The following is a 16,906-nucleotide window of genomic DNA, read 5'->3' on the forward strand; positions in this document are numbered from 1 at the left end:
CCCGCGATGTGGTCCCTCAGCGCCTGGCGTCGCCGGCGCCTGCTGGCCAAGCACCCGATTGCCGATGACACCTGGCAACGGGTGCGCCACCACCTGACCTTCCTCGACGGCATCAGCGCCGAGCAAGACCAGTGGCTGCGTGAAGCCTGCGTGGTGTTCCTCAGCGAAAAACACCTCACCGCCCTGCCCGGCGTCGACCTGCACCAGGAACAACGCCTGCTGCTCGCCGCCCAGGCGCAATTGCCGCTGATGAACCTCGGCGACCTCGATTGGTACCAGGGTTTCCACGAAATCGTGCTGTACCCCGACGACTTCCTCAGCCCGCAGCGCCATCGCGATGCCAGCGGCGTCGAGCACGAATGGGATGGCGAACACAGCGGCGAAGCCTGGCAACAGGGCCCGGTGATCCTCGCCTGGCCCGGCGTGTTGGCCAGCGGCCAGTGGGAAGGCTACAACCTGGTGATCCACGAGCTGGCGCACAAGCTCGATATGCTCAACGGCGACGCCAACGGCCTGCCACCGCTGCACCACGACATGCGCGTGCAGGAATGGGCCAGCGTGATGCAAAGCGCCTTTGACGACCTCAACCGTCAGCTGGATGCCAACCCGCACGCCGACACCGAGATCGACCCCTACGCCGCCGAAAACCCGGCGGAGTTCTTTGCGGTCACCAGCGAGTATTTTTTCAGCGCCCCGGATTTACTGGTCAGCACGTATCCCCAGGTGTACGCGCAACTGAGCCGCTTCTATCGCCAGGACCCGTTGGCCCGCCTGACCCAACTGCAAGCCAGCGACGCCCGCTATCAGACTGAACGCCACGCGCCACACGACGTCTGACGCATAGCGTCGGCGTCAGAATATGCCTATAATCGCCGCCACTTTTAGGCCAATCCGGCCATGTTCCATGGCCAACTACGGGGGCAACGCCCAATGAGCTACAGCAAGATTCCGGCTGGCAAAGACCTGCCGAACGACATCTACGTCGCCATCGAAATTCCGGCCAACCACGCGCCGATCAAATACGAAATCGACAAAGACAGCGACTGCCTGTTCGTTGACCGTTTCATGGCCACCCCGATGTTCTACCCGGCCAACTACGGTTTCATCCCGAACACCCTGGCTGACGACGGTGACCCCCTCGACGTGCTGGTTGTAACCCCTTACCCGGTTACCCCAGGCTCGGTGATTCGCGCACGCCCAGTCGGCATCCTGAACATGACCGACGACGGCGGCGGCGATGCCAAAGTTATCGCGGTACCCCACGACAAGCTGTCCCAGCTGTACGTGGACGTGAAGGAATACACTGACCTGCCGCCACTGCTGCTGGAACAGATCAAGCACTTCTTCGAGAACTACAAAGACCTCGAAAAAGGCAAATGGGTGAAGATCGACGGTTGGGGCAACGCAGACGCCGCCCGCGCCGAGATCATGAAGTCGGTCGCTGCCTACAAAGGCTGATACCCGCTCCTCATTGCCCCGGCAATCAAAAAAGCCCCGACTATTCGGGGCTTTTTTTGTGGGAAAAATTAAACTCCAAGTTCAATGTTTAATGCGCAGCGTTTAAAAAAGTTAGATGACTGAAATATCGGACTACAACTAAGCAAATCCCTACACGCGCAATTCAACGCATGGTTTATTTGATGTATTTTTCCGGCCAGTAAACTCTGCGTTTATGAATACATCAGGTGATCGACTAAAAGCGTTATTACGGGAAGTTCATCTTTCCGCCTCCGACTTCGCCAAGAACCGCGGTGTCACGCCTCAACACGTGAACAACTGGTTCAAACGCGGCGTGCCCATGGGCCGACTCAACGAGATCGCAGAACTGCTCTGCGTCTCCAGCCGTTGGCTACGCACCGGCGAAGGCCTCAAACACCCACCGGCCAACTTCCTGCTGGAAGGCCCAGACACCGCCAAAGGATTGCGCACCCGCGAAGACAGCGGCAAATACCTCACAGGCCCCGCCTGCCTCCCGGAAAAAATCGACGTGGAGATCGCCCTCCACCCCACCTTCACCTCCACCGAGCGCATCCGCGTCTCCCTGCACACCCTCGAAACCCTCAACGTAAACCCCGACCGCGCCGTAGGCGCCTACATGGTCGACAACAGCATGATCGACATCATCCAACAAGGCGCCACCCTCGCCATCGACCGCGGCCGCAGCCAAATCACCGACGGCGAAATCTACGCCGTCGAACACGACGGCATGCTGCGCATCAAATACCTCTACAACCGCCCCGGCGGTGGCCTGCGCATGCGCAGCCACAACGCCAGCGAACACCCCGACGAATACCTCACCCACGAGCAACGCTTCGAACAGAACTTCGAGATCGTGGGCTGGGTGTTCTGGTGGTCCACCCTCAACAACCGCCGCCCGGTGCCACTGGACGAACACCTGCTGGGCTGGGAAGGCTCTAAATCGGACCCGGAGGTAGGCATTTGAAATGAATGTGGGTATCATGCGCCGCACATTTGGCAGGGGGTGGCTTTGCGCTATCCATCCTGCTCGGCGATGCGGAGGAGTTCCCGCTGATGCCCCTACTATTCAGCCAGACGTGATGTGGGCTGAGCGATTTGAAGGCTGGTGAGGTTTGTCAAAAACAAGCTGAGGCAGTCCCCGAGAAGCCGGCCACAAGCCGGCTTTTTAATGTCTGGAATTCCCCAATCAGCACGGCCTGCTAAATCAACTAGCCTCACGCCTAACACCATTCTCCAATGCCTGAATGGCGCCCAAAAAAACTGACCTTACGCTCAGACTGCAAAAAGCTCCCACCCAGAACGAATTCTCTTACAATCCCTGTCTAGTTTTCCAAATCCACTTACGGATGCGATAACGATTGGCGATCAAGAGGCGAGCCTGTGAGCAAAGTAGGTAGCACATCCGAGCACCTGGTGAACGTTGAAAATCTTTCTGCTTCATTGCAGCGCTTTGCTGATGATCGTGACTGGCGACAATTTCATTCTCCGAAAAACCTTCTCTTGGCACTGACGGGTGAAGTGGGCGAACTCTGCGAAATTTTCCAGTGGATGAGTGAGGCCGAATCAATGGACGCAGCAAAACGTCCCGAAACAGCCCAAGCCGTAAAAGACGAACTCGCAGACGTCCTCATGTACTTGGTCCGCTTGGCCAGCGTGCTGGACGTCGACCTCAACGAAGCCACCAAAAGCAAACTCGCACTTAACGGTTTGAAGTACCCCGTCGATAAAGCTAAAAGCACCAGCAAAAAATACGACCAACTCTGACATCCCACGCCTAAGGACTTCTCGTGATCGTTTACGCTGCGACCAAACAGCAATTCCTCAAAGACAACGATAACGACGACATCGAAGAGGTCATTCTCAGGCACTACAAAGAAGCTACAGGCAAGCGAGTTGGAGCGTCGGAAATTAAATCCTGGCAAGGCTCACTGACGTACATGGCGAAGGTGCTTCGAGATGAGGGGCTACCGAATGACGCCGGATTGGCTATTGAGCTACATATTCCCCAATCCTCAAAGCGTATCGACTTTTTGATGACTGGCAGGGATGCAAATCAGGGTAAAAACGCTGTCCTGATTGAGTTAAAGCAGTGGAGTAAATCGACTGCTACCACCAAGGACGCGATAGTCAAAACCGCCTTGGGTGGCGGCATAGTGGAAACCATCCACCCTTCTTACCAAGTCTGGTCGTACGCCGCATTGCTGGAAGGCTTCAACGAGGCTGTCTATGACAAAAGCATTGAGGTTCGCCCCTGCGCTTATCTTCACAACTATGTCAGTGATGGGGTCATAAATTCGGCGCATTACGAGACGTACATCAGCAAAGCTCCGCTCTTCCTCAAAGGACCGGATGAGCTAGAAAAGCTGCGCGCTTTTCTCAAGACACACATCCTTCACGGCGATAACAAGGAAATACTCTATGAGCTTTCCAATGGAAAAATTCGCCCGTCGAAGGCTTTGGCTGACGCACTTAAAGGGCTTCTGAAAGGCCAGCCTGAATTCATATTGATCGACGATCAAAAAGCGACGTTTGAATCCGCACTTGCAGCGGCGAGCACCGCCTCTGAGGCTGCGCCGAAGGTGATTATCATCGAGGGCGGCCCAGGGACTGGCAAAACAGTCCTGGCAATCAACTTGCTCGTGAGGCTTACAAGCCTTGGATTACTCAGCAAGTACGTCTCAAAAAATGCTGCACCGAGAAAAGTTTATGAAAGCAAATTGGTGGGTACGGTCAAACGGAGTCACTTCTCGAATCTATTCTCAGGCTCAGGCGCCTTCATCGATACCGCCCCCAACACCTTTGATGCGCTCATCATCGACGAAGCCCATCGGCTGAACGAAAAAAGCGGGCTTTACGCCAATTTGGGTGAAAACCAAATCAAGGAATTGATCGAGTCGGCCAAGTGCTCAGTCTTTTTCATCGATGAAGATCAACGAGTCACCCTGAATGACATTGGCAGCAAACAAGCCATCCGCGCCTTTGCAAAAGCAAAAGGCGCGGAGGTCGAGGAATACACGCTGTCATCACAGTTTCGTTGCAGTGGGTCCGATGGCTACTTGGCTTGGCTGGACGACGTGCTGGATATCCGTGCAACTGCCAACCCACTGCTTGATAACAGCGAATATGAATTCAAAATATTCGACACGCCTCAAGCCATGCATACGGCCATCGAGCAAAAGAACCACGGCAACAAAGCCCGAGTGGTAGCCGGTTATTGCTGGCCGTGGCGCAGCAAGAAAGATGCTCGAGAGTCCGACATCGTCATAGGCAGCAACTACGAACGCCAATGGAATCTGGATCAGGATGGCAGTTTGTGGATCATTGCGGAGAATTCGGTTGATCAGGTCGGGTGTATCCATACTTGCCAGGGCCTGGAAGTCGATTACATCGGCGTGATTATCGGCCCGGATCTCATCGTACGGGATGGACGCGTTCTTACCTCGGCTCTTGAGCGAGATAAAAATGACAAGTCCATTCGAGGATGGAAAAAGATGATGAAGGAGCAACCCGACCTGGCCAAACGGGAAACGGACCTGATCATTAAGAACACGTACCGGACCTTGATGACTCGAGGAATGAAGGGCTGCTACCTCTACTGCACAGATCCTGAAACTGCTCAGTACTTTGCTGGCCGGCTTACAAATCAAAACCAAGATTGATAGCTCGTTGGCGCTTGCTTCGATTACACGAAGCAAGCGCCTCGCATCACCTCGGCTGCAAACACTCCACAGCCCGATCCGCAACCAGCTTCGCCATCTCCACCAAATGCATCACAGCCCTATGCGGCGCCCCCAGCGGTTCACCAAGCACTTGCGACGTAGCCACCGCACACTGCAGCAACTCAGCCACCCGCACCCAGGCATCCTCGAAGCTCAGCTGTTCATTAACTGTAAATGGCTCAGTCGCAGCCGACGTCAGCGAATTCGAAACAACGTTATCCATAGCAAAGCTCCAATCGATAATTTGGAGCTGCCACTACCCGCGACTAAACGAAAGGCGGCAGCCGTACGCAGGTTAGTCGACCGGTCGATTGGGAACCCGGCGCACCCGGAGGTGCCCTGCGCACAGCCACCATAAGATGCAGGCGAAGGGGTGCCTGACTCATGAATTGCTTATGCGCCAATCGAATCCGGGCGACTAAACCCGATCACTGAATAGGCAGTGACGGTCCGCAGCCTAGTCGCGGGATTTTGCTGGCGCAAGCCGCTGGGATTCTCTAGGAAACGTCCTGCAAATGAAAGGGACCGGTACTGCTGGCCCTCCCAACATTGTCATCCCTGAGTTGACAGTCTTACCCCTCCCACCCGATTTATCCCCCCACGCTCCACCCATTAATCTGTGCCCACGTTGAACGCAACGCCAAACCAACCTAAACAAAAAAGGATTTCAACCATGAGCATTCCAACTCTCAGCCGCTTGAACAAAGACGACGCCGTAGTCCTGCTGGTCGACCACCAAACCGGTCTGATCTCGCTGGTGCAGGACTTCTCCCCCAACGAGTTCAAGAACAACGTGCTGGCCCTGGCTGACTTGGCCAAGTTCTTCAACTTGCCGACGATCCTCACCACCAGTTTCGAGCAGGGCCCTAATGGCCCGTTGGTGCCGGAGTTGAAGGAGATGTTTCCGGAGGCGCCGTATATCGCTCGTCCTGGTCAAATTAATGCGTGGGATAACGAGGATTTCGTTAAGGCGGTCAAGGCGACTGGGCGTAAGCAGATCATCATTGCGGGTGTGGTGACGGATGTGTGCGTGGCGTTCCCGACGTTGTCGGCGCTGGCGGAGGGGTTTGAGGTGTTTGTGGTGACGGATGCGTCGGGCACGTTTAATACCACGGTGCAGCAGGCGGCGTGGAGCCGGATGACGCAGGCGGGGGCGCAGTTGATGAATTGGTTTTCGGTGGCGTGTGAGTTGCAGGGTGACTGGCGCAATGACATGGAAGGGTTGGGGAATTTGTTGTCTCAGCGGATTCCTAACTATCGGAATTTGATGAATGGGTATGCGGCGGTGACGGCGCGTCAGGGCTGAGGTTGAGGGGCTGTGTGGCCGGCAAAAAACTGTCGGAGTGGGCTTGCCCGCGATGGCGGTGGGTCAGTCAATCTATTCGGTGACTGACACACCGTCTTCGCGGGCAAGTCGAATCGTCGCACCGCCGCTCCCACATTTGATCTTGGCTGCTTTGAGCATTGCGTTGGTGTTTACCGCTAACTCACTCAGTCGAGGATCAGGTGCGGCAAGAACCGGCTTGAGTCCTTGGTGATCAAGCTATTGTCTTCGCGCACGCCAATGCCGGCGGCCTGATCGCCAATCACCCACGACCCAATCAGCGTGTAGCTGTCGCCAAAGCGCGGCAGCGGTGCAAACTCCTGGAGGATAAACGGCGCATCCGTGTAGGGGCCGTCTTCTTTTACGATCAGGCCGTCGGCGGTTTGCAGTTCGATGTTGGCGCCCTCGCGGGAGAAGAACGGTTTGCGCACCCAGCCCTTTGGCACGGCTTTGCCGGGGTCGGTATCCAGGTGGGACGCGAGCAGGTTGGGGTGGCCTCGGTTGAATTCCCACAACAGCGGCAGGATGCCTTTGTTGGAGAGGATGGCTTTCCAGGCGGGCTCAAAAAACTGCGTATCGCACTGGGCAATCGCGGTGCCGAAGGGCTCGTGGAAGATGAATTCCCAGGCGTGCAGTTTGAACAGGTGCGGAATCCAGCGATCTTCGAGGTCGACGAAACGGCCGTCGCTGGTCAGGCCGATGTCTTCGATGTCGATGTGGCGTGATTCGATGCCAACCTTTTCCGCGACGAGGCGCAGGTAGTCGGTGGTGCCTTTGTCTTCGACCGAGTCTTTCATCGAGGCGAAGTAGAACGGCTGGTTGACCTGCAATTGGGCGAAGGCCTGGTGCAGTTTGGTGTCGATGCTGTTGAACTGGTCGGCATGCTTGGGCAGCAAGCCGCGTTCGATGCATTGTTCCAGCCAGCCCCATTGAAACGCCGCGGCCTCATAGAGGCTGGTCGGCGTGTCGTAGTTGAGTTCGAGGAGCTTGGCGGGCCCGCTGCCGTTGTAGGAGAAGTCCATGCGCCCGTACAGGTGCGGGTGGCCTTCGAGCCATGAGGTTCGAATCATGTCAAAGAAGGGCGCGGGAATGCTCAGGCGTTCCAGCAGCTCTTCGCTCTGAACCACGCGGGCCACGAGGTCCATGCACATGTCATGGATCTCGGTGGTCGGGTCTTCGAGGTCGCGCTCGATTTGCTGGAGCGTGAATTGGTAGTACGCGCGCTCGTCCCAGTAGGGTTCGCCGTCAATGGTGTGGAACAGAAAGCCGAGGCTGTCGGCAGTCTGTTTCCAGTCATGACGTTCTGCGCATTGGATTTTTTTCATGGCCCGGTTTCCTTAGCTGCTCGACCCGCCGCCGCCCCAGCCGCTGCGGGCGCTGGCTTTGCTGCCGAAGCCGCCGCGGGAGGTAGAGGACGCCACGGACACCGGCTTGCTGGAGGAGCGCAGCGTGTTGGTGTAATTGCTGCTGCCGTACCGGGACTGGTTGGAACGGCCGAATGTCGCGCCATTCGAGACCCGCTGGTTAAGCGTCGAGTTGCCGTAATTGCCGCGATCATCGCGATAGCGATACACCGGCTCGGAGCGGTAGCTGTTGCGATTGTTGCTGAGCATGTTGCCGATCAGCAGGCCGGTCAGCAGGCTGCTGGTGGAGAAGCCTGAGCCGCCATTGTTCGCTTGAGAACCGCCGGCTTGCGCATTGGCCGCATCGACCTGGGATTGGGTCACCTGGCCGGCGGCGGTCAGTTCGAAACCGCCCAGCTTGGGGATGAACTTGCCGGTGGAGTCCTGCTGGCACCAGTTGGCGACAAAGTCGGCATCGCAATCGGCCTGGCTGTCGTACACCGGGGCAATGCGGCGATGCTCGGCCATGGCCGTCATGTAGGCGTCCGAGCACACGTCGACCGGCAGCTTTTCATCGGCGCATTGCTGAACAGACTGGAAGTTGTACTTCTTCTGCAAATCGTAGGTTTTTTCGGTCGGCCCACAGCCGGATATCGCCATGGCGACCGACGCTGCCAGCGACAGCTGGACGTACTTGCTTCGTTTCATCGGGAGCTCCGTGCGCGATCAGTTCTGGGTAGGCGTCATGCACGCGGCATTCAACATGCCGACGCTGATGGCCACGGCGGCCACGTAGATACCGGCCGCGAGTTCGCCATTCTTGATGCGCTCGGACGTGCCTTTGAGCACCAGGCTGGTCAGCAGAAAGGCCAAAAGTTGGACGCCGGCAGCGATCACCGCCCAGACGACGAAGTCGAGGATGCTGATCGAGTAGGCAATCACGTTGCTGGCCGGAATGGCGAAACCGATGATGGCACCGCCCAGGGCGACCGCCGCCGACACGTTGCCCGCACGGATCAGTTCGAACTCCTTGTGCGGTGTGACGCGGGTGTAGATGAACTGGAACAGCGCGAAGATGACGGCAGCCCCCAGGATGTAAGTGACAAACCCGAACACGGCCGCTTTGTTCAGGGAGATGGAGAGAGCTTCTAGCATGGACTTCTTCCTTTTTTAGAGCGCATTCAGGTCGGTTGTGTACAGCGAAATGCCCAGCGAGGTGCTCAGGCTGATGGTGCCTTCTGCGTCTTCTTCGACGGAAAACAGCAAAAACTCTCGACGATCGGTCAGGCCTGTGTCGCGGGCGTACAGCATCGAACGGTGCTCGACGGTGTAGGCGGTCTCGGGGTTGATGACCTGTTCGGTCATCGCCACCAGTTCTGTCTGGCCAGCCTCGCTGCCCCACACACGGGCGTATTCAACGCCGTCGTGGGTGTAGGTCGGCAGCCCGATCAGGCTTTGTGGCCCGGCCAGCCGGCGCAGTTCCGCTTCACTGCTGAGGGTGACGACGCTCAGGTAGTTGAACAGGATCACCGACTCGACCTGCCCGGCGATCTCGCCGGTGGTGTGCACCTGCAGCCAGTAATCTTCGTCGTTCATGTAGTAGCGCGACAGCCAGGTCGATTGCCCGAGGTCAACGGTGCCGTTGGCCCAGATCTCCTGGGAGCCGGGGATCACCACCGTGGTTTTCTCATCGAGCAGCAGTTTCAGGCTGGTGTCGAACATCACGCCTTTGCCCGGCGCCAGGCCCAACGGGCCCGTAACCGGCAGGGTTTGGCCTGCGGTCCATTTCGATTCTGTATTCGCTTGCGGGGCCTCAAGCCCCATCAACTGTTTAAACCATCCCATTGGAGATTTCCTTGAGGCGGGTGGAGGCGATGTAGAAGAGTTCGCCGCCTTCAACGCGCGTGGCGCCAGGCGGGTTGATTGACGGTTGTTGAGCACCTTTGGCGCGATAGCCGATGAGGGTGGCGTTGTGCTGTTCTTTCATCCGGGTGTACAGGTCGCCGAACGTTGCCTCAAAGGCCTCGGGCAATTTCATCAGGTATTGGGTGGCGCCTTGCCCCACGCACAGCAGCTCATTAATGACCACTGACGAGCCCGGATCCTGAGAGGCGCGCACCAACATTTCGATGGCCATGCTTGAGGTGCATTCCAGGCTGGGGGCGTAGGAGCTGGCGAGTGCGGCAATTTCACTTTCATTAAAGTGGGCGACCACATGCCCCACAGGGCTCAATTGATTCACCGCCAGCACGGTGGCCAGCGTCAGGTCATCAGAGGGGGTTCGCACCAGCACCCGCTCGGCACCGGGAACACCTGCGCGCCGCAGTAACGCGGTGGAGGACAGGCTTTCGCCTCTGACGAACGCCGCTTTGCCCGGCATCGGGTTTTCGTCCAGCGTGCAATCGCAAATGACGATCAGGTTGTCGTTCGAGGTTTCGTCTTGAAGCAACAACTCAATGACCCGTTCGCTGGTCGCGCCTTCCCAGCCGATGAGCACGGTGTGGCCGACCTTGCCGGTGAAATCGCCTTTGCCCTTCATGCCTTTTCTCCATGCATCAATAACACTGCTGGTGGTTTTGCCGATGGCTGCGGTCAGCAGCGCAATGCCCCCGAGCATGACCCAGGTGGCGACAAAAACTCGCCCCGCCGAGGTCTGCGGTGCGAGGTCGCCATAGCCGACAGTGAGCGTGGTGGTGAGATAGAAGTAAATAAACGTGGCGGGCGCGGTGAGGTGGTGTTCGCCCAGAAACACCAGGCCCAGATACGCCGTGCTCAGGTGTACGCCCAAGGCAATGACCAGCCCTGCCCAGCCGAAGCGGTGAAAGAGGGAGGCGGCGTAAAGGCGCAACAAAAGAAAAATCGACATGTCGTCCCTGATTCCCTGGGTACTTGATTCCTGATGACGTCAGCGCCCCGGCGTCTGGATGCTCAAGTGCGTTCACCCGGCATTAAACCTGCTGCGCGGCGCAGAGAGAAGTACCTTGGCCGCAATAAACCCGGCGAGTGCACCAAACAGATGGCCTTCGAAGGAAATCCCCTGGCGCGGCAGGAAGCCAAGGATCAGCCCGCCATACAGCAGCGCCACGACAGCGGCGGTGATCAGGTTGCTCCAGCTCCGGTGGAACCAGGCGCGAGACAGCAGGTAGGCCCATAGCCCGAATACCCAGCCGCTGGCACCGACGTGTACGCCGTTAAAACCGAACAGCCAGACCAGCGAGCCGCCCAGCAGAATAATGATCGCGCTGACGGCGATGAACCGGTTGAGCCCTTCGACAATGACCAGGGTGCCCAGTACCAAAAAGGCAATCAGGTTGGCGCTCAGGTGCGCGAAGGACGCGTGTAAAAAAGGTGAGGCGAGGATGCCGAACAGCCCCTGCACCGTTCTCGGGACCAGGCCGAATGCCATGAGGCTGTAACCGGTGGCTACATTGAGCAGTTGCAGCGCGACCATAAAGACGGCCAGGCCTGCGATTGTCTTGAAACCCTTCAGGGTATCCATCCTGACCTCGACGTAAAAAAAGGAAGGGCAGACCTTAATGCCGGTCAGTTAAGTGCAAGCCCCTTGTGGGAGCAGCGGTGCGACGACTCGACCGGCTCGCGAAAGCGGTGGGTCAGTCAACATCAATGCTTGCCGGGCCGACGCATTCGCGAGCAAGTCGAATCGTCGCACCGCCGCTCCCACATTTGATCTTCACTGCTTTGAGCATTTCGTCCACTTAACTGACCTGCCCTTCCTGCTGCGGCGTTATTTACTCAGCCGACTTTTGCTTCAGGCGTTCCAGAATCGCATTGGCGCTGCCTGTGTCCGGCGTGATGCCGGCTTCGCGCAGCTTGCGCTCCAGGTCGGTGCCCGTGGATGCCTCAGCCAGCTCATCCTGGGCTTGCAGTTCAGCGGCGCGTTGCTGCTGCTTGGCTTGCAAGCGGTTCAGCGTACCGACGGCGGTTTCCAGCTTGCCGTTGGCGCCGCCACTGGCGATGGACGCACTGACCTGGGCCTTTTGTACGCTTTCGCGCGCCTTGGCCATGTCCACTTGCTGGCGCAGGCTTTTGATCCGGCTTTCGGCTTTGGTGATGTCTTTGCGCATGCTCTCTGCATACCCGCCGAACTCGGTGGTCTGCTTTTGCTCGACGTCACGTTCGTTGGTCAGGCTCGAAATGGCTTCGGCGACTTCCATGGCCAGGTCTTCGCGATTGGCCTGGATAGCTGCCATCGCCTTGGACTCCAGGTCCTTGATCTTGGCGTCGTACTCGCCCACGCGATCAGCCGCCAGCTTGTGCTTGGCCATGATGCTGACCAGCTCACGCTTGGCGTTGGCCAGCGCCGTGTCGGCGTCGCGAATTTCCTGGTCGAGGATGCGCAGGGCTTGTTGGTCAACGATCGATTCGCCGACTTCGCTGGCACCGCCACGCAGCGCGGTGAACAATTTGCTCCAGATGGACTGAGTCATTGGATACTCCCGAATAATTAATTGAAGAAACGTTCGAAGGCTTCGCTGGCGCGCTGCACGTTATCAACCAGGGTTTTCACCTCGGTCACGATGTTGGTCAGGCTGGAGTCGGAACTCAGTGCACCGAACATGTTGTAAACAACTTGCCCGTTAGGCATGGACTCGATACCGATCGAAGACAACGGGAACATTTCCCGGCTGCGCAGCACCGCGTCATTGAATGCGGTTACGTCGTTGATGGACTCGACGTCGACCAGCACGGTGTCCACGATGATCTGCTCGCCCACTACCGCGATGTAAATCGGCAAGCCCCCGAAGTCGTTCATTTCCAGCTTGATGCTGGACTCGGAGCCTTGAACCAGAGAAAGCGTAATGTCGTTGGACACCACTTCGTCCAACGCCTGAAAAGCCGTGAAGAGGCGATCGATATTCCAGTTAGTACCTGCGCTCATGAAATTCTCCGACATGAATGAGCCAGCCAGAATCGGCTGGCGAAGCTGTTTCTCCATCTGCTTGAGCAGGCTTCGGTTTTCGGGAAGCACCCAAGTCTCGTGTTTCACATAACCGGCGGCTGCCAGGCCCGCGCGCATCTGCTTCATGTAAAAGCTAGACGGCTTTTTCGCGGGCGACTTCAAGCGCTCTCCCTTGCGGCTTGCTGAATCGGTATCGGGCCCTGCTGGCGGGCTCGATGGAGAGCTGCTTTTCATGGTACTGACCTCGTTGTGAAAAACTCACGCGTGAGAAAATCTACAGGTAAATCTCGGCTTGCTCAATAGCTCACGCGTGAGATTTTTTCCCGGCGTTTCCGCTCGATCCAAACGCACCCTTGCCCAAGGGTGGCACGACTGCATCGCAATCTGATGAACGGTTATTCGGCACTGACAGCGCATCAACACTTCGCTTGCCGCGCTCTAGGATAAGCCTGCCTTTAACGACGAGCTTTTTTGCAGGTGCCGGCCCCTACTCTCTGAATGTTCAAAATTAGCCTTGGCGTTGTGAATTGTTGTGAAGGCCGGGCAAGTGGGCCAATTCGTCATGCTAAGTTGCGTGACGTTGTCATTCGCAGCACTTACGCACAGCGGCCGACCCACTAAGTCCGCCCTCTTGTTATTCAATAAACAGCCTCGGGTAGTTATCCAGGAAGTTGGGCGCCCCTGCGCGTCTTAAAAGACGCCGGCGCAATAATTACATCAGGAGAAGAACCATGGTAGCGAAGGTAGAAACGACCCCAAAGGACGCCGCGGTCACCCCTGAAAGCTCCGTCGCTGCCTGGGAAAAATCCTTAAAAAAAGCTTCTGCACCGAAGGATGAGTTGGGCAAAGGCCAGAAACGCCCCGAAGGTGATACCCGCTCGGCCCAGCAAATCATTGATGACACGCCGCTGCTCGCCCAGCTCGGCAACCAAAGTGGGGTCAAGGACAACCTTAAAAAGCAGGTCGGCGATTTTGAGAAAGATGCGGACGCGGCCTATCGCGCCTCCAAGGTGCTGGAGCATGTCGAATACATTGATGAAGACGGCAAGCTGACCGATGGCAAGAATGTCGGCAACACCAGCATCGACGGGTTCACCAAGGACGGCGAGGCTCGGCACGGCACCGAGGCCGGCCGCCTGCAGGATTTCGGCAAGTATGGCTATTCGAGCCTGCGCGGCGAGGTGGTGAAGTCGGACTTGGGCGACCAGCAGAAGCGCCCTGACGGTGACACGCGCTCGGCCAAGGAGATTATCGACGCCACGCCGCTGTTGAAAAACCTGGGTAACCAGAGCGATGTGAAGGAAAACCTCAAGAAACAGGTGGGGGATTTCGAGAACGATGCCGACGCCGCGTACCGCGCCACCCAGGTGCTGGAGCATGTGGTCAGCCTCGATGAAAACGGCAAGTTGCTGACCGGCATCGACGCCAGGAATAAAGACAACGACAGCATTGATGGCTTCACCAAAGACAAAGAGGCCCGCCACGGCACCGAGGCGGGCCGCTTGCAGGATTTCGGCAAGTACGGCTACTCAAGCCTCAAGGGCGACCTGATGCACGTCAAAGACGCGACGCATACCGACAAGGCCGCGCCGCCCGATGAGCCGCAGGACGTGCAGGCCCTGCGCGACAAGTACAACATCCCGACCTTCGGCGCCGAAGGGTTGATGGACATGGAGTTGCCCAACGACAAGACCGTGGGCGGCCAGACGGCCGAGAACTTTGTGCAGGGCATCCGCGATGACATCAAGAGCGGCAAGCTAAGCGAAGACTCGGATGAAGCCAAGATCGTCAAGCTGATGGACGCCCAGGCTGCACTGGACAGTGGCTACGACCTGTACGGCTATGCCGAGAGCATCAACCTGGGCAGCGGCACTTACCGGGAAACGGATAAGACCCCGACCAAGTTGAACGGCAAAGACGTAAAGGAGATGGTCGACGAGGACAAACTTGCCAAAGAAATTTCCACGTTGATGGGCAAGGAAGGGATTAAGGATCGTTACGACGCAGAACTAAAGAAAAGTGTCGGTAGTTTGTCGGAAGATCGCTTGAATGAAGTGCGCGAACAAGTGTTCCCGGCCCTGTTCAAAGATGGCACCCGTGATGCCAACTTGAACTTCGAAGAATATGTAATCGCCATGAATGACTCGGGCGATCCAAAAAAATCGGAAATGGCCGAGTTGGACGTGGACCGCTATTTCGAGTCGCTGCGTATTCTCGAACCGGACAGCTACACCGCGCGCCGTCAGACCTTCGACCAGAACATGATGACGCACCAGCTCAACACCTACATGGAAAACCCCGACAAGGTGTCGCCGGAAAATGCCGAAAGTGGGTTGAAGGCCTCGTTCACCATGATCAAGGGCGGCATCAACGCCGCCCTGGGTGGGCTGGACAAGGGCGACAAAGCCTACGACATGTACAAAAAAATGAAGGATGAGATCGACATCCTCGACGGCCATATCAAAGGGCTGACCCCGGCAGAAAACAAACAGATCGCAGCGGCGATTCGTCTCGCTGCCGCCAGCGGCGACCCGAAAGCCATCGACAAGGTGGTCGACACCCAATTAAAGGGCCTGGGCGCCAATCGCGAGGCGGCCGCCGGTTCCTTGAAGACGGTGCTGCACACCGCCAGTTCCACGGGCGGGCTCAGTGCCATGGCGGGCACCATGAACCTGGTCAGCGGCGCCCTGCAACTCGCCAATGGCGGCGGCAACATGACCGACGACCAGAAAATCGCCGCCGCGAAAGACCTGGTCGCCGGCTTGAGCTTTACCAACGACTTCCTCAAGTTCGGTTCGAACATTGTGGAAACCCTGGGTGGCTCTAAAACCTATGACCCTGCGGTGGACAAAGACGGTAAAGGCCCGCCCAAAATCAAAGCCACTGAATGGCTCGGCCTGATCGATGAGAACCTGCCGGATATCTGGGGCAAGAAAGCCACTGAAAAATCTGACGCACTGGCCGCATCCATCAGCACCCGCGTCAAAGAGTCGTCCGAAACCCTCAAGAAGCTCGACGTGGGCAACCTGTCGGCCGATGAGGTCAAGGAGTACGACAACGCCGCCAAGTCCCTTGGCGAACACATGGGCGTCAAGGACATTCCCGGCAAAGGCACGCCAGCTTCAAAATCCGACATTGCGATCGCCTCCGGGCGCTCGTTCCTGCGCTTTATGGGCGGCGCTGGCCTGGATTTGACCGGCGGCGTGATGGACATCGTTTCCGGCGCGCGCAAACTGAAAACTGCCAAGACCGCACTGGAAAAAACCGACGCGGCCTTCACGCTGGGCGGTGGTGCGTCCGGCACCGGCATGGCGATCGCCAATACCATCGCGATGTTCGCCCCCAAAGGCGCGCACCTGGCAGGCAAACTGGCCGGTGATGTTGCCGCCACGGTTATACGCGGCCTCGCCATCGGTGCCCGTGTGGCGGGCCCGATTTTCGCCGTGGCCGGTGTGATCTTCGGGGTGGCAGGCACCCTGATCGCGGAGGCGGTCGAGCATGCCAAAATGCAAAAGCTCACCGATTCCCAAGGCACGTTCTTCAAAGACCTCGCCGCCGCCGGCGTGACCAAGGACGACTGGGGCGACAAGCTCGAATACGCGCGTTATGCCACCTATATGTATGGGGGCCGGGACACGCCGGACGACAAATCGATGTTCGAGTACCAGTCGGACGAGTGGAAACACTTCAAGGAAACCCAAGACAAAAAAGGCAGCTCGCTGGCGCGGTTGGCGCCCTATCTGCACAAAGACAGCGACCCCGACAGCAAGAACCTGTGGGAAAAATTCCTGGCGGGCGGGACCAGTTCCAGCGGGCCGCATGGCAGTGAGCGGCACACCGATGACTGGCGGCCTTGGGGCAGCACGGACATGGACACGGGGAGCAAGAACACGGCCTGATGTTGCGTAGGCATTTTTCAAGCAAGCCCCTGCTCTTCTGTTAAGCGCAGATCCCTGCGGGAGTGGGCTTGCTCGCGAAAGCGGTGGTTCAGTCAACCTCAATGTTGGCTGGGCCGACGTCTGCGCGAGCAAGCCCGCTCCCACATTTGATCTTTGCTGCTTTGAGTATTGCGTTCGCTTAACTGACCGGCATTGAGGCAAGCCGGTGGATGTTTGTGCAG

At 57.7% G+C, this 16,906-nt stretch carries 16 protein-coding genes; 7 read left to right on the forward strand and 9 right to left on the reverse strand.

The window, feature by feature from the left end; all coding sequences use genetic code 11:
* The first annotated feature begins 6 nt into the window (after positions 1-6).
* The 5 genes from ACDZ94_RS04575 to ACDZ94_RS04595 all read left to right on the forward strand — a co-directional run bounded on the left by ACDZ94_RS04575 (position 7) and on the right by ACDZ94_RS04595 (position 5,138).
* Positions 7-837 carry a zinc-dependent peptidase gene (locus ACDZ94_RS04575; RefSeq protein ID WP_128587813.1) on the forward strand — a complete coding sequence of 277 codons (831 nt, stop codon included), beginning with the start codon at positions 7-9 and terminating at the stop codon, positions 835-837.
* Between the two features lie 93 nt (positions 838-930).
* Complete coding sequence (gene ppa, locus ACDZ94_RS04580) at positions 931-1,458, forward strand: inorganic diphosphatase (protein WP_003176323.1); 528 nt, start codon at positions 931-933, stop codon at positions 1,456-1,458.
* A gap of 214 nt (positions 1,459-1,672) precedes the next feature.
* A complete protein-coding gene (locus ACDZ94_RS04585) occupies positions 1,673-2,443 on the forward strand; it encodes a LexA family transcriptional regulator (RefSeq protein ID WP_064454306.1) in 771 nt (256 codons plus the stop codon).
* Between the two features lie 416 nt (positions 2,444-2,859).
* Positions 2,860-3,243 carry a nucleotide pyrophosphohydrolase gene (locus ACDZ94_RS04590; protein WP_432751141.1) on the forward strand — a complete coding sequence of 128 codons (384 nt, stop codon included), beginning with the start codon at positions 2,860-2,862 and terminating at the stop codon, positions 3,241-3,243.
* A 23-nt stretch (positions 3,244-3,266) separates the two neighbouring features.
* Positions 3,267-5,138, forward strand: a complete 1,872-nt coding sequence (locus ACDZ94_RS04595) for a DNA/RNA helicase domain-containing protein (RefSeq protein ID WP_432751142.1) — start codon at positions 3,267-3,269, stop codon at positions 5,136-5,138.
* A 46-nt stretch (positions 5,139-5,184) separates the two neighbouring features.
* Here the strand turns inward: ACDZ94_RS04595 and ACDZ94_RS04600 are convergent, their stop codons facing one another.
* Positions 5,185-5,421: a DUF6124 family protein gene (locus ACDZ94_RS04600; RefSeq protein WP_432751143.1), complete on the reverse strand. Its 237-nt coding sequence runs from the start codon at positions 5,419-5,421 to the stop codon at positions 5,185-5,187.
* A gap of 450 nt (positions 5,422-5,871) precedes the next feature.
* On the opposite strand from ACDZ94_RS04600, the gene ycaC reads away from it, so the two are divergent.
* Positions 5,872-6,504 carry an isochorismate family cysteine hydrolase YcaC gene (gene ycaC, locus ACDZ94_RS04605; protein ID WP_262666347.1) on the forward strand — a complete coding sequence of 211 codons (633 nt, stop codon included), beginning with the start codon at positions 5,872-5,874 and terminating at the stop codon, positions 6,502-6,504.
* Between the two features lie 185 nt (positions 6,505-6,689).
* Here ycaC and ACDZ94_RS04610 read toward each other — a convergent pair whose 3' ends face one another.
* From ACDZ94_RS04610 to ACDZ94_RS04645, 8 genes are all read right to left on the reverse strand, one after another.
* Positions 6,690-7,847 carry a glutathionylspermidine synthase family protein gene (locus ACDZ94_RS04610; protein WP_221295727.1) on the reverse strand — a complete coding sequence of 386 codons (1,158 nt, stop codon included), beginning with the start codon at positions 7,845-7,847 and terminating at the stop codon, positions 6,690-6,692.
* Between the two features lie 12 nt (positions 7,848-7,859).
* Complete coding sequence (locus tag ACDZ94_RS04615) at positions 7,860-8,573, reverse strand: DUF1190 domain-containing protein (RefSeq protein WP_221295728.1); 714 nt, start codon at positions 8,571-8,573, stop codon at positions 7,860-7,862.
* A gap of 18 nt (positions 8,574-8,591) precedes the next feature.
* Positions 8,592-9,020, reverse strand: coding sequence for a DUF350 domain-containing protein (locus ACDZ94_RS04620; protein WP_064454311.1), 429 nt, complete (start codon positions 9,018-9,020; stop codon positions 8,592-8,594).
* A 15-nt stretch (positions 9,021-9,035) separates the two neighbouring features.
* Complete coding sequence (locus tag ACDZ94_RS04625) at positions 9,036-9,710, reverse strand: DUF2491 family protein (protein ID WP_221295729.1); 675 nt, start codon at positions 9,708-9,710, stop codon at positions 9,036-9,038.
* On the reverse strand, positions 9,697-10,731 hold the full coding sequence (locus ACDZ94_RS04630; RefSeq protein ID WP_064454313.1) for an ion channel: 1,035 nt from the start codon (positions 10,729-10,731) through the stop codon (positions 9,697-9,699). The genes ACDZ94_RS04625 and ACDZ94_RS04630 overlap by 14 nt, the downstream gene beginning before the upstream one ends.
* Positions 10,732-10,803: 72 nt before the next feature.
* The gene (locus ACDZ94_RS04635) at positions 10,804-11,364 is read right to left on the reverse strand and encodes a rhomboid family intramembrane serine protease (protein ID WP_432751144.1); all 561 of its coding nucleotides are present in this window, start codon (positions 11,362-11,364) and stop codon (positions 10,804-10,806) included.
* 250 nt (positions 11,365-11,614) lie between these two features.
* Complete coding sequence (locus ACDZ94_RS04640) at positions 11,615-12,313, reverse strand: PspA/IM30 family protein (protein ID WP_259763390.1); 699 nt, start codon at positions 12,311-12,313, stop codon at positions 11,615-11,617.
* Positions 12,314-12,330: 17 nt separating this feature from the next.
* Positions 12,331-12,912: a YjfI family protein gene (locus ACDZ94_RS04645; RefSeq protein ID WP_094470401.1), complete on the reverse strand. Its 582-nt coding sequence runs from the start codon at positions 12,910-12,912 to the stop codon at positions 12,331-12,333.
* A 605-nt stretch (positions 12,913-13,517) separates the two neighbouring features.
* Between ACDZ94_RS04645 and ACDZ94_RS04650 the strand changes: the two genes are divergently transcribed.
* Positions 13,518-16,685, forward strand: a complete 3,168-nt coding sequence (locus tag ACDZ94_RS04650; protein ID WP_432751145.1) for a hypothetical protein — start codon at positions 13,518-13,520, stop codon at positions 16,683-16,685.
* Positions 16,686-16,906: the final 221 nt, after the last annotated feature.

The organism is Pseudomonas sp. UBT, from assembly GCF_050915955.1.
Taxonomy (GTDB): domain Bacteria; phylum Pseudomonadota; class Gammaproteobacteria; order Pseudomonadales; family Pseudomonadaceae; genus Aquipseudomonas; species Aquipseudomonas antarctica_A.

What these genes read in the sequence shown, in the direction of transcription:
- ACDZ94_RS04630 (WP_064454313.1), bottom strand. Translation starts at nt 10,731, where the DNA reads ATGTCGATTTTTCTTTTGTTGCGCCTTTACGCCGCCTCCCTCTTTCAC.
- ACDZ94_RS04610 (WP_221295727.1), bottom strand. Translation starts at nt 7,847, where the DNA reads ATGAAAAAAATCCAATGCGCAGAACGTCATGACTGGAAACAGACTGCC.
- ACDZ94_RS04615 (WP_221295728.1), bottom strand. Translation starts at nt 8,573, where the DNA reads ATGAAACGAAGCAAGTACGTCCAGCTGTCGCTGGCAGCGTCGGTCGCC.
- ACDZ94_RS04640 (WP_259763390.1), bottom strand. Translation starts at nt 12,313, where the DNA reads ATGACTCAGTCCATCTGGAGCAAATTGTTCACCGCGCTGCGTGGCGGT.
- ACDZ94_RS04650 (WP_432751145.1), top strand. Translation starts at nt 13,518, where the DNA reads ATGGTAGCGAAGGTAGAAACGACCCCAAAGGACGCCGCGGTCACCCCT.
- ycaC (WP_262666347.1), top strand. Translation starts at nt 5,872, where the DNA reads ATGAGCATTCCAACTCTCAGCCGCTTGAACAAAGACGACGCCGTAGTC.
- ACDZ94_RS04620 (WP_064454311.1), bottom strand. Translation starts at nt 9,020, where the DNA reads ATGCTAGAAGCTCTCTCCATCTCCCTGAACAAAGCGGCCGTGTTCGGG.
- ACDZ94_RS04635 (WP_432751144.1), bottom strand. Translation starts at nt 11,364, where the DNA reads ATGGATACCCTGAAGGGTTTCAAGACAATCGCAGGCCTGGCCGTCTTT.
- ACDZ94_RS04600 (WP_432751143.1), bottom strand. Translation starts at nt 5,421, where the DNA reads ATGGATAACGTTGTTTCGAATTCGCTGACGTCGGCTGCGACTGAGCCA.
- ACDZ94_RS04585 (WP_064454306.1), top strand. Translation starts at nt 1,673, where the DNA reads ATGAATACATCAGGTGATCGACTAAAAGCGTTATTACGGGAAGTTCAT.
- ACDZ94_RS04625 (WP_221295729.1), bottom strand. Translation starts at nt 9,710, where the DNA reads ATGGGATGGTTTAAACAGTTGATGGGGCTTGAGGCCCCGCAAGCGAAT.
- ACDZ94_RS04645 (WP_094470401.1), bottom strand. Translation starts at nt 12,912, where the DNA reads ATGAAGCAGATGCGCGCGGGCCTGGCAGCCGCCGGTTATGTGAAACAC.
- ACDZ94_RS04575 (WP_128587813.1), top strand. Translation starts at nt 7, where the DNA reads ATGTGGTCCCTCAGCGCCTGGCGTCGCCGGCGCCTGCTGGCCAAGCAC.
- ppa (WP_003176323.1), top strand. Translation starts at nt 931, where the DNA reads ATGAGCTACAGCAAGATTCCGGCTGGCAAAGACCTGCCGAACGACATC.